Annotated in this window: 9 protein-coding genes; 3 read left to right on the top strand and 6 right to left on the bottom strand. The window is 75.1% G+C overall.

Features of this window, described 5'->3' with window-relative positions; all coding sequences use genetic code 11:
- Positions 1–99: 99 nt before the first annotated feature.
- Positions 100–708 (top strand): response regulator transcription factor, encoded by a 609-nt coding sequence (locus IF655_RS06005; protein WP_018548649.1) that lies wholly within the window; start codon positions 100–102, stop codon positions 706–708.
- Positions 709–727: 19 nt separating this feature from the next.
- Here the strand turns inward: IF655_RS06005 and IF655_RS06000 are convergent, their stop codons facing one another.
- The 4 genes from IF655_RS06000 to lanKC form a co-directional block, all read right to left on the bottom strand.
- Positions 728–2485 (bottom strand): ABC transporter ATP-binding protein, encoded by a 1758-nt coding sequence (locus tag IF655_RS06000; protein ID WP_199582612.1) that lies wholly within the window; start codon positions 2483–2485, stop codon positions 728–730.
- A gap of 28 nt (positions 2486–2513) precedes the next feature.
- On the bottom strand, positions 2514–4223 hold the full coding sequence (locus tag IF655_RS05995; RefSeq protein ID WP_199582609.1) for an ABC transporter ATP-binding protein: 1710 nt from the start codon (positions 4221–4223) through the stop codon (positions 2514–2516).
- Between the two features lie 190 nt (positions 4224–4413).
- Positions 4414–4527: a SapB/AmfS family lanthipeptide gene (locus IF655_RS05990; RefSeq protein ID WP_018548652.1), complete on the bottom strand. Its 114-nt coding sequence runs from the start codon at positions 4525–4527 to the stop codon at positions 4414–4416.
- A 38-nt stretch (positions 4528–4565) separates the two neighbouring features.
- Positions 4566–7304, bottom strand: coding sequence for a class III lanthionine synthetase LanKC (gene lanKC / locus IF655_RS05985; protein WP_199582606.1), 2739 nt, complete (start codon positions 7302–7304; stop codon positions 4566–4568).
- 218 nt (positions 7305–7522) lie between these two features.
- Here lanKC and IF655_RS05980 point away from each other — a divergent pair, with 218 nt between their 5' ends.
- The gene (locus IF655_RS05980) at positions 7523–9949 is read left to right on the top strand and encodes a SpoIIE family protein phosphatase (protein ID WP_199582603.1); all 2427 of its coding nucleotides are present in this window, start codon (positions 7523–7525) and stop codon (positions 9947–9949) included.
- A 55-nt stretch (positions 9950–10004) separates the two neighbouring features.
- A complete protein-coding gene (locus tag IF655_RS05975) occupies positions 10005–10271 on the top strand; it encodes a hypothetical protein (protein WP_199582600.1) in 267 nt (88 codons plus the stop codon).
- A gap of 75 nt (positions 10272–10346) precedes the next feature.
- Here IF655_RS05975 and IF655_RS05970 read toward each other — a convergent pair whose 3' ends face one another.
- Positions 10347–10931 carry a hydrolase gene (locus tag IF655_RS05970; RefSeq protein ID WP_199582597.1) on the bottom strand — a complete coding sequence of 195 codons (585 nt, stop codon included), beginning with the start codon at positions 10929–10931 and terminating at the stop codon, positions 10347–10349.
- A 120-nt stretch (positions 10932–11051) separates the two neighbouring features.
- Positions 11052–11489, bottom strand: coding sequence for a MarR family winged helix-turn-helix transcriptional regulator (locus IF655_RS05965; RefSeq protein WP_018548657.1), 438 nt, complete (start codon positions 11487–11489; stop codon positions 11052–11054).
- Between the last annotated feature and the right edge of the window lie 80 nt (positions 11490–11569).

Raw genomic sequence — 11569 nt, 5'->3', positions numbered from 1 at the left:
GAGTTGGGCCGCCACACCCAACAATGGGCACGCGGTCGACTTCCGAGGGTGACAGTACGGCCGCACAGAGCGACACAGAGCGAAACCGAGGGGGCGGGAGTGATCCGGGTGCTTCTGGTGCACGACGCGTGTCTGGTACGGGCGGTCCTGGCGGAGTGGCTGCGGCGGGAACCCGGCCTCCATGTGGACGACACGCCGTGGCGCGGCGCCTCCGACCAGGTGCGCACACTGTCCCCGGACGTGTGCGCGGCCGACCTCGAGTACGGCGACGGCAACGCGGCGCCCCCACTGGCCGAGTTGTGTCCCCCGGGCACGGGAGGACGCCCACCCGCCCTGGTGGTCCTCGCCAGTGCCCATCGCCCCGGTCTGCTCAAGCGCGCCGCCGAGGCGGGCGCGCTCGGCTTCGTCGACAAGGCGGGCTCCCCGGATCGCCTGGTCCGCGCGATACGGCACGTCGCCGCGCGGGAACGTTTCATCGACGCCTCCCTGGGCTTCGGCTTCCTCCGGGCGACGCAGATCCCGCTGACACGCCGGGAGCTGAGCGTGCTGGACCTCGCGGCGGGCGGCGCGTCGATCGCCGAGATCGCCCGCAGCCTGCACCTGTCCCACGGGACGGTCCGCAACTACATGGCCGCGATCACCCGGAAGACGGGGGCGCGGAACCGGATCGACGCGATCCGGATATCCCGGGGGGAGGGATGGCTGTGACGGCGGCTTCCGGCGCCGCTCAGCCCACCCGCGCGTCGGACGCCCCGGCCCAGTCGCCCATGAGGTCCCGGTACAGCGGCGAGGAGGCGAGCAGCTCGGCGTGCGTCCCGCACACCGTGCGCGCGCCGTCCAGCACCAGCACGAGATCCGCCCGCCGCGCCGAGTTCATCCGGTGCGCGACGACCACCAGGGTGCCGCCCGGACGCGCCGCGAACGCCCGCTCCGCGCGTTCCTCCGCCTCCGCGTCCAGATGACAGGTCGCCTCGTCCAGCAGCGCGAGCGGGGCGGGGGAGAGGTAGGCGCGGGTGAGCGCGACGAGCTGGCGCTCACCCGCGGACAGGGCGGTGGGGTCGACCCGGGCGTCCGGACCGCCGAGCGCGGTCAGCAGGGGGGTCAGCCCCACCGCGTCGGCGGCGGCCAGCAGTTCGTCCTCGGGCACGGGGTCCGGGCGGTGCAGCGTGAGGTTCTCGGCGAGGGTGCCGCCGTGGACGTACGCCTCCTGCGGGATGAGGGTGCGCAGCGCGGTCGCGTCCGGCGCCGGGCGGCCGTGGACGTGGGTCGTGCCCGCGTCGGGCGCGAGCAGCCCGGCGATCAGGGCGGTCAGCGTGGACTTGCCGGTGCCGCTCGGACCGACGACGGCGAGGTGGGTGCCGGGTGGCAGCGCCAGGTCCAGCCCGTGGAGCACCGGTTCGCTCGCGGGACCGTAGGCGAAGCGGAGACCGGAGAGGGCGAGGGCGGGCGCCGCCGGCTCCGGGGACGGTTCGGCGGCGGGCGGTGCTTCCGTGTCCGATGGCGCTTCGGTGGCCGGGGACGCTTGGGTGGCCGGGGATGCTTCCTTGACCGGCGCGTGCGGCTCCCGCTCCAAAGGGAGCAGGCGGCGCAGTACGACCGTCAGCCGGGCGCCGCTCGTGCCCAGACCGTGGACCAGGTTCTGCAGGGCCGGATACAGGGACTGGCCGACGTAGGCGAGCGCCCCGAGGAGCGCGCCCGGCGTCACGCCCCGGCGCAGGAGCCAGGGCGCCGCCACGAGGAGCAGGATCAGCGGCACCTCGCCGCCCAGCGCGAGCGCGGCCACGCGAGCCGGACTCCAGCGGGCCAGGGAGCGCGCCGTCCTCAACTCGGCGCCGATACGGCGGTCGAGGCTCCGCGCGACCCGGGACTCGGCGCCGGTCGCGGTGATGTCCCGCAGACCCGGTCCCACCGCGCCCAGATCCTCGGCCAGCGCCTCGTCGGCCACCAGGAACGCCTCCTGGCGGCGGGCCAGCGGACGCAGCGTCGCCGCGAAGAGAGCCACCCCGGCCAGCAGCGGAGGCACCACCACCGCCAGGAGCAGCGGGTCCAGGGAGAACAGACCGATCAGGGCGCCCGCCGCCGTGAAGAGGAAGGAGCGGGAGACCAGGACCAGTCCGGCGAGGGTGTCCCGGGCGATCTCCACCTGCTGGGTCAGACCCGAGAGCGCGCCCGGATCTGCCGCGCGGACCCCGCGCCGGACCACCTTCGTCACCAGCCGGTCCCGGACCGGCTCGACCAGCGCGGCCACCACGCCGTACACCCGCCCGGTGCCGACCGCGCCCACGACCACCGCCGCGCCCGCCGCGCCGAGCCAGAGCAGCCCGGTGCGGACGTCCCCGGCGAGGAACCCCGCGTCCAGGGCGCGCGCGAGGGCGTACCCGGCCAGGAACGTCTGCCCCGCCTCCAGGAGGGACCAGACGCCGAGGCGCACCAGCACCCGCGCCTTCGTCCGCGCGTACCGGACCGCCCGCTGCCGCAGCGTCATCGGAGCCCAACTCCCTTGTATCGAAGAGCTACTTGGCCACCGTCTCGGCGTCCCCGAACACCGCCCGGTACTCCGCTTCCCGCCACAGCTCCGCGTGCGGTCCCACCGCCCGCAGCCGCCCGCCGTCCAGCCACGCCACCGCGTCCGCCGCCGCCGCGGTCGCCGCCCGGTGGGCGACCAGCAGGCGGGTCGGTCCGCCCGGGGTCAGCAGGGAGCGGGAGATCTGGCGTTCGGTGACGGTGTCCAGGCTGGAGAGGGCGTCGTCCAGGATCAGCAACCGGCCGCCGTGCGCGAACGCGCGGGCCAGCCCCAGACGTTGGGACTCGCCGCCGGAGCGGGGCGCGTCCGCGAGCGGCGTGTCGTACCCCTTCGGCAGCCTGCGCACGAACGCGTCGGCGCGTGCCGTGCGCGCGGCCTCGCGGACCCGGTGGGCGGGCGGCCGGTCGAGGCCGAAGGCGAGGGCGTCCTCGACGGTGGTCCCGAACAGCGCCGGGCGTTCGAAGGCGTAGGCGACGGCGCGGCGCAGCGCGTCGTGGGTGAGGTCGCGCAGCGGTACGCCGTCCAGCAGCACCTCACCCGCGTCCGGGTCCGCGAGCCGCCCGGCGACCTCGGCGAGCAGCGACTTGCCGGTGCCGGAGCGCCCCACGACGGCGAGCGTGGTGCCGCCCGGCACCGTGAGGTCGACCCCGTCGAGGACGGTACGTCCACCGCGCCGGGCCGTCACCCCCCTCAGCTCCAACCTGCCGGGACCTCGCGGGAGTTGCCGGGTGCCGTGCGGGGACGCCGGTGCGGGCGGCACCTCGGCCAGCCGTGCGGTGCCCGCGCGGGCGCGGCTGAGCGCGGCGAGCCGTCCGACCAGTACGCCGACGCCGGTCGCCAGCGCCGCGTACCGCGACGCCGCCAGCACCTCGCCCACCGTGAGCCGGTGCCGGGCGAGCAGCAGCCCGGCCACCGCGACCACGCCCAGGTTCAACAGGGGCGCCACGGTGAGGGCTTGAGCCGCCGCGCGCCCCTGCACCCGCCACATGGCGTGGCCCGCGCGGGAGAGCCGGGGGAGCGGGGCGAGCACCCGCGCCGCCTCCCGCTCCTCGGCGCCCGCCGCGCGGATCGTCCGGTGACCGCCGACCGCCTCCGTCAGCGCCGCCGCGATCACACCCTGCTCCCGCTGGTACTCGGCCGCACACGCCGAGGTGTCCCGGGCCAGCGCCCGCAGCAGCAGCGCGAGCACCGGCGCGCCGGTGAGGAACACCGCCGCGAGCAACCAGTCGACGAGACCGAGCGCGACCAACGCGCCGAGCGGCAGCGCGAGTTCGGCCAGCAGTGCGGCGAGCGCCGCCGGACCGGTACCCGCCTGCGCGGCGCCGCCGACGAGCCGTGCCACCAGGTCCCCGCCGCCGAACCGCGCCGCCGCGCGCGGTCCCAGCGCCAGCACCTGCCCGGTGACCCGGCGCCGCAGCCACGCCGCCGAGCCCGCGTCCAGGGTGCCGCTCACCACGCCCGCGCAGCCCTCGAGCACGGCCGACAGCAGCACGAGCCCCGCGCACCAGACCACCCAGCGGGTCGCGTCCTCGCGGGCCAGCAGCAGGTCCAGGGCGCGCCCCAGCGCGGCGGGCAGCAGCAGCCCGGCGGCGGTCGCGGCGGTGCTCAGGGCGAACAGGGCGGTGGCGCGCGGGGCGCCGTGCCGGAGTACGGCGCGGGACAGGGCGCGGGTGGCGTCGGCGTCGGGACTGGGCGTCATCGGCTGCGGCCTCGCCTCGGTCGGAGTGCGGGTGGGACGGATCGGGGTGCTGCGGTCAAGGTGCCCCGGCGACAAAGGGGTTGGCGACCGGACCGCCGCCGGGAACGGGAAGGCCCCGGACGCCCCCTCCCCGCGAGGGGAGAGGTCGCCCGGAGCCGAGTGGTGCCGGTCAGATCACAGTCCGGTCAGCTCACAGGCAGAGCAGAACGCTGGCCGCCGAGACGCAGGACAGCAGGCTGACCGTGCTGGCGACGGTGAGGGTGTGGTCGTCGGACTCGAGAACCTGGAGGTCGAGCAGTGCCATGGTGGTGTCCTCTCCCTATTCATGGGGACGGGGTTGTGTCACGACTCCGGGTCGGAGCCGCGTGTGAGGGCCGCCTGCGGCGGCGGGAGGAAGGGCAGGTGGGCGCGGTCGCCCGAGCGCTCGCCCGAGCGTTCGTCCGAGCCGTCGCCCGCGTCCGTACCGGCGTCGAGCGCCGAGGCGAGGGCGAGCAGACAGCCTGCCGTTCCGGTGGCGAGGTCCATCGAGAGCCGCATCATCTGGTGCCCGGGGAAGGCGAGTTGACCCTGGTAGGCCATCGCGAACCAGCCGAGCCCGTCGATCTGCCGCTCCAGTCGCTCCCGGTCGGCACCCGGCGCCGTACTGCGCGCCAGATGCAGCACCATGCCGGCGCGGCCCTGGAAGAGACCTGGCTGGGCGTAGAAGCGGGAGGTCGCGGCGGCGAGGATGCCGTCCCGGGCGCGCTCGAACTCCTCGGTCGCGCCCGCCGCGTGGGCGAGAAGGGTCTGTTCCCGGGTGCCCGGTGCCGCCGCACGGGCCTGGGCGGCGAAGCCGTCGGCGCCCGTGTGGGCGAGATAGTCGTCCAGGACCAGTCCGATCCCGACGCTGCCGTCCCCGAGGTAGGGCAGCGTGCGCCAGCCCTCGTCGACCTCCAGGCCGCCGCTCGCCTTCTGGACGACGCAGCAGGCGAGGTCGCGGCGGAGCGCCTCGGCCGCCGCCGCTGCCGCACGGGGGTCGCCGGTCTCCTCGTACCGGCGCAGCAGGAACAGCGCCGGACCGCTCGCGCCGCGCATCAGTCCCGCCCGCCGCCGGGGTGTCTCGGTAACCGGCTCGGCCAGCCGTCGCACCAGGATGTCGGCTGCCTCGGCGGCGTGTTCCGCGAGCGCCTTCTCGCCGGTGGTGGCCGAGAGGTGGCCGAGGACCAGACCGAGCCCGGCCAGACCGCCGTGCAGATCGGAGGACAGGTTGCGCCAGTTCTCGCGCAGGATGCCGTCGATCAGGTCCAACGCCGGTTGCTGATACCCCAGTTGGTCGAGGACCAGGGCGACGCCCGCGAGTCCGTCGTAGAGACCGAGCGGGGTGCCGGGCGGTGGAGGCGCGGTGTGCCTCAGCAGCCAGCGCTCGCCCTCCTCGTACCGGTCGGCACCGCAGGCGGCAAGGGCGTACAGCACCCCGGCGGCGCCGTGCGCCAGACCGAGACCGCCGCCGTCGGCGAACTGGGCGATGTCGCCCGGGAAGAGCCGGTCGGCGCGCTCCGGGGTCGCGGAGGCGAGGAGCGCCTTGACCATCGAGTCCCGGCTGTGCGGCCAGTCGCCCGGCCGCACCAGCGGGGTGGCCGGACGGGCCTCGCCGCCCCGGGTGTCGCGGGTGATCTCGGCGACCGCCTCGTCCAGGAAGGCGCGCGGCACGTCGGGGAACTGCTCCGCGATCACCTCCGCCAGATGCGCCGCCTTGCCCCGGTCCACCACGAACAGCGAGGTCACCGGCAGGAACAGGGCGATCCGCAGACAGGCGAGCGCATAGCGGTCCACGTCCTTGCCCCGGCGGTCCGGCGGGGCGAAGAAGCCGGGGTGGGCGACCGTCTGGCGGCCGTTCTCCGCCGCCGGTGCCGCCGCCTCGAAGTCGATGAGGTGGACCGTCTCCTCGTCCGGCGCGACCATGATGTTGAAGACGTGCAGGTCGTTGAAGACGAGCCCGCGCTCGTGCACCGCCGCGACCGCGCGCTCCACCGCCGCGTGCACCCTGAGCGCCCAGGTCGTGTACGCGGCGGTCTTCGCCGGGTCGGGATCGGGTATCAGCAGGGGATGGCGCTCCGCGAAAAAGGAGTTGAGCGGGCGGCCCTCCAGGAACTCCATGACCAGGAACCGGTGTTCGCCGAGGGTCAGCCAGTCGCGCACCTCGGGCACCACCCCGGTCCCGGCGACCAGCTCCAGCGCGTCCCGCTCCCGTTCGAGCCGGGTCACCGCGTCCGCGCCGTCGGCCGCGAGCCCCGCGTGCGGCCGGGCTTCCTTCAGCACCACCCGGCTGCCGTCCCGTACGTCCGAACCGGCGTACACCCCACCGCCGTTGGAGAAGTGCAGCGCCTTCTCGATCCGGTACGGCAGCTCGCCCACCGTCGTGGTGTTGCGGGCCTGAAGATGCGGGCGCAGGAACTCCGGCAGCGCGACCCACTCCGGCACCTGGAAGGAGGGGTCGCGCCGGTCCGGTACGAGATCCCCCTCGCCGTCGGCCACCGCGAGCACCAGCGTGCCGCGCTCGTCGACGACGTACCGGCGGGCGAACGCGCCGTAGCGGACGTAGAGCGGGCCCGCGCCCCAGCGCAGGTCGGTCAGGATGTACGGACCCTCCACACCGTCGAGCAGCTCACCCAACTCGGTGAGTATGCGGTGCAGTTGCTCCTCGTCGGCCGGGTAGACGGTGACGAACTTGCCGCTGGTGTCGCGGCCCGCGTACTTGGCGTTGCGCAGGTGCAGCAGATGCGGACCGGGCACGAACTTGAACGGGATGCGGCGCGGCACGCAGTAGTCCCACACGATCTCCGCGACCCGACCGGCGTTCGCGGCCGTCGCCGAGGAGTGGATCTTCCAGCCCTGGGCCGGTCCCGGCTCCGGCGCGCCGTCCTCGCCGAGCGGGGTCAGCGTCAGCCAGTCCCCGGAGCGGGCCGCGTGCCAGTTGTCCGGCACCGGGCGCCGCGCCGCCGCGTACTGCGGTGCCGGCTCGCCCGCCTCCGCCGAGAGCCGGTCGGGCGTGTCGTAGAAGTGTCCATCGGCGAGCGCGTACACCTCGTACCGCTTGTCCATGCCCCTCCCGCCCCTGCGTTCGCCGATACGGTGGTCCCGTTCGGCACGAGAAGACACTCTCAGGAGTCGAACGGTCGCGGACAGTCGTACAAGTCATGAGATCGTCGTGCGAAACGCACAGGTAAAGATGTGTTCGGACGGCTGTGCGCGGAATGCTCGTACCACTTGGGACGTGCACGGGGGCTGCGCAGACGCTCCACAGGCGCTGTAATGGCGACGTGGCGAGCGAGGGTGCTGCGGTACGCAGATCGAGAACCGAGCGTGCCGAGCATGTCCTCGCCACGCTGATGGCCATGCCGTCCGCCGACCGGCCCCGCCGAGTCCTGGAACAGGCGCTGGTCCTGGCGGGAGCCGTGTACGCGGTGATCTACGCCCCCGGCGACGACCCCGCGACACTCCGGCTCGTGGAGTCCGCGGGGCTGCCGCGCACGCGGTACGGACTGCGCGACGGCTGCCCGGCCACGGCGGGCTCACCCGTCGCCCAGGCGCACCGCACCGGACGGCCCATCTGGTCGGGACCGGGCGAACCACCCGCCCCGGACGCCGACTTCTCGCTCGCCGCGCTGCCGCTCGGCGCGCCCGGCAGCGGCTGCCTGGTCGCCGTCACCGAACAGCCCGGCGGCTTCGGCGCCGACGACCGGGCCTGCCTGGAGCTGCTCGCCGGGGCGGTCACCGCGCCGGTGCCCGTACCGCCCGCCCCGCCGCGCGAACTGGCCGGTGACGCGTTCCGCCTCGCCATGGACACCGGCCGGGTCGAGGTCGGCGACGACATCCTGCGGCTCTTCGGGCTCTCCCGCGAGGCGTTCGACGGCAAGGTCGAGACGCTGCTCGGTCGCACGGTGCCCGAGGACCTGCCCGCGCTGATGTCCGTCGTCGAGGCGGACCACATGCCCGTCGGCGACCGCGAACTGGAGTTCCGCGCCCTGCAGCCCTCCGGCGCGCCCCGCTGGCTGCGGCTGCGCGGGCGGCTGCTGCCCGGCGCCGGGGGACACCCCGCCCGGCTCGTCGGCACCGTCGCCGACGCCTCCGCCTTCCGCTCCGACGTCACCGACGTGGCCCGCGTCCAGCGCCTGGCCGCCGCCCTCGCCACCGCGGGCACCGTCAAGGACGTCGGACAGGCCGTCGTCGCCGCCCTGCGCGCACCGCTGCGCGCCGACCGTATCGCCCTTGCCGAGCTGGAGAACGACCGCCTCGTCGTCACCGTCCTCGACCCGCCCGAACCCGCCGCCTGGCCCGAACTCTGGCGCGCCGAATGGCGCGGCGAGTGGCCCGACGCCCCCGTGCGCGCCATGCCCGCCCTCGCCGCCGCCCTGCGCAAGGGCCGCGCCCGCATCTGGCCCGCCGGCTCCCGCCTGGAGCCCGGCCTCGCCGGAGTCGGACCCGGCGGTCTCGCCGTACTCCCGCTGCCCGCCGGGGGACGCACCGCCGGGGTCTGTCTGATCGGCTGGGACCGGCCGCACGAGTTCGGTCCCGACGAACGCGCCCTGCTCACCGCCTGCGCGGGTCTGACCGGACAGGCGCTGCTGCGCGCCCACGCCTTCGACGCCGAGCACGAACTCGTCGGCATGCTCCAGCGCACCCTGCTGCCCCGCCGCCTGCCCCGCCTCCCCGGCGCGGAAGCCGTCGCCCGCTACCTGCCCGCCACCGCGGGTCTGGAGGTCGGCGGCGACTGGTACGACGTGATCCCGCTCGCCGACCACCACGTCGCCCTCGTCATCGGCGACGTCCAGGGGCACAACGCGGGCGCCGCCACCCTCATGGGCCAGCTCCGCACCGCCCTGCGCGCCTACGCCGCCGAGGGCCACCCCCCGGACGTGGTCGTCGCCCTCGCCAACCGGCTGCTCCTCGACATGGAGAGCGACCTCTTCGCCACCTGCGCCTACGTCGACGTCGACATGGAGAGCGGCACCGCGCTGTGCGTACGCGCCGGACATCCGCAACCGGTGCTGCGCCACCCGGACGGCAGCACCGAGATCGTGCACGCCGAGGGCGGACCGCCCCTCGGGGTGCTGGTGCAGGCCGAGTTCCCGATGACCCCGCTGCGGCTGAGACCCGGCACCGTCCTCGCGCTCACCACCGACGGACTGGTGGAGTCCGCCGACTCCGACCTCGACCGGGGCATGACCCGGCTCGCCCACGACCTCGCCGCCGTCGACCCCGCCGACCTCGGCGCCGCCGCCGACGCCCTGCTCGGCGGCGCCCACCGGGGCGACGACGTGGCCCTGCTGCTCACCCGCTACGACGGCATGGCCGTACGCCCGCTGCGCGAGAGCTGGAGCGTGTGGCGCGTCCCCGAGGCGGTCCGGCACGCGCGCCGCTTCACCCGGCGGGTGCTGCGCGGCTGGGACGTGCCCGAGGACACCCTGGACGCGGCGCTGCTCATCGTCTCCGAGCTGGTCACCAACGCCCTCGTGCACACCGAGGGACAGGTCCGCCTCGACCTCGGTCTGGTCGGCAGGCGCCTGCGCGTCGCGGTCGCCGACGCCTCCCCGCGCGGCCCCCTCAAGCCCACCAGCGTCGGCTGGGAAGCCACCGGCGGACGGGGCGTGCTGCTGGTCGAGGCGGTCTCGACGGCGTGGGGCACCGTGCCGGTCAGCGGCGGCAAGCAGGTGTGGGCCGACCTGGTGACGGACGAGAACACCTGAGCGGTCCGGCCCGTTCGAGTGGCGCGTTCGCCGCGTGAGCCTAGGGTCGGTTGGTGTGGCTCACACCTTCGAAGAACTCGTGCAGAAACAGCGTGCGGCCGACGCCGCCCACGCCACCGTGACGGACCTGCGCGACACCTACGGCCCGCCCGCCGAGCGCGGGATGACCGGCGCCCAGTCCGGCACCTACGAGACCGCCCTGCGCGCCTGGCGCGACCTGGCCCGCGACGCCCAGACCGCGGTCAGCGAGTACGCCCGTGAGACCGGCCGCCCGCGCGCCGAGGTCGAGACCGAGGTCGAACGGGCGGCGGCCGGGGACTGACCCGGCGCGGCCCGTCGTACGCGCGTGCCCGGCACCCGGCGCGGATCACCGGGGGCCGGGCACACCGCCGTGCGGTCAGGCGTGGGTCTTGGCCAGCAGCTCCAGGATCTCCGCCGTGGTGCCGCTCTCGCCCAGGCGCGGGAAGACGCGCTCGACGCTGTTGGTGTGCGCCTCCGCGTCCGAGTCGGCCATCGCGTCCGTGGCCAGGGTGACGTGGTAACCCGCCGCGTAGGCGTCCCGGGCGGTGGACTCCACGCCGATGCTGGTGGCGATGCCGGTCAGCACGATCTGCGTGATGCCCCGGCGGCGGAGCTGCACGTCGAGGTCGGTGCCGAACAGCGCGCTCCAGTTGTGCTTGGTGACCGTGATGTCGCCGTCGTGACCGGAGAGTTCGTCCACGACGACGTCCCAGCCCTCGGGGAAGGCGAGGCCGCGCGGCTGCCGCTCGGTGCGGCCGGGCACCGCGTCCGCGCCGTCGGCGGCGAAGGAGACCCGCACCAGCACCACCGGCAGCTCGCGGGCGCGGAAGGCGTCCGCCAGCTCCACGGAACGGGCCACCACGTCGGCGGCGGCGTACGGCTGGGTCTGCATGCCCACGATGCCGCGCTGGAGGTCGATCACGACGAGGGCGGTACGGGGGTCGAGCGTGCTGACGGACATGAGGTGATCAGACCTTTCGGGGGGTGAGCCGACCGCGCGAACGGTCCGGCGGGGTCGTCGCCGGCGGACCGGCGAGCGGGAACGGGGCCGGGTGGTACGGCCCGGTGGGGGTGCTTGGCGTCACGGGCGCGAGAGCCGTTCCAGCAGGGTCAGCGCCGTGAGCACGGTCTGCCGCTCCTCCTCGGAGAACCGGTCCTCCAGGGCGCGCGCCAGCCACTCCTCGCGCACCTGCCGGTTGCCCTCCACCCGCGCCTGCCCCGCCTCGGTCAGCGTGACGAGCTGACGGCGGCCGTCTGCCGGGTCCGGTGTCCGGCGGATCAGCCCGTGCTGGTCGAGCGCGGCCAGCGTGGCCGCCATCGACTGCGGCCGTACGCCCTCGGCGGCGGCCAGCGCGCTCGCGGTCGCCGCGCCGTGCTTGCCGACCAGGGAGAGCGCCGACTCCTGCGGCGGAGTGAGATCGGAGTCCCGCGCCACCTCGCGGATACGGCGCCGGAGCCTGCTGAACATCACGCGCAGTTCGCGCGCGGCCAGGGCGGCGGAGTCCGAGATGTGGGCCATGCCGTCACCGTAGACACCGGCAGGGTGAACTGTCCAGCTCGGACTGTTCAGTTTTACCTGTGTAAAACGCGGGTGGGTGC

Source organism: Streptomyces sp. DSM 110735 (genome assembly GCF_016482685.1).
Classification (GTDB): Bacteria; Actinomycetota; Actinomycetes; order Streptomycetales; family Streptomycetaceae; genus Streptomyces.
This window is presented reverse-complemented; position numbering and strand designations above follow the sequence as displayed.

What these genes read in the sequence shown, in the direction of transcription:
- IF655_RS06000 (WP_199582612.1), bottom strand. Translation starts at nt 2,485, where the DNA reads ATGACGCTGCGGCAGCGGGCGGTCCGGTACGCGCGGACGAAGGCGCGG.
- IF655_RS05995 (WP_199582609.1), bottom strand. Translation starts at nt 4,223, where the DNA reads ATGACGCCCAGTCCCGACGCCGACGCCACCCGCGCCCTGTCCCGCGCC.
- IF655_RS05990 (WP_018548652.1), bottom strand. Translation starts at nt 4,527, where the DNA reads ATGGCACTGCTCGACCTCCAGGTTCTCGAGTCCGACGACCACACCCTC.
- lanKC (WP_199582606.1), bottom strand. Translation starts at nt 7,304, where the DNA reads ATGGACAAGCGGTACGAGGTGTACGCGCTCGCCGATGGACACTTCTAC.
- IF655_RS05970 (WP_199582597.1), bottom strand. Translation starts at nt 10,931, where the DNA reads ATGTCCGTCAGCACGCTCGACCCCCGTACCGCCCTCGTCGTGATCGAC.
- IF655_RS05965 (WP_018548657.1), bottom strand. Translation starts at nt 11,489, where the DNA reads ATGGCCCACATCTCGGACTCCGCCGCCCTGGCCGCGCGCGAACTGCGC.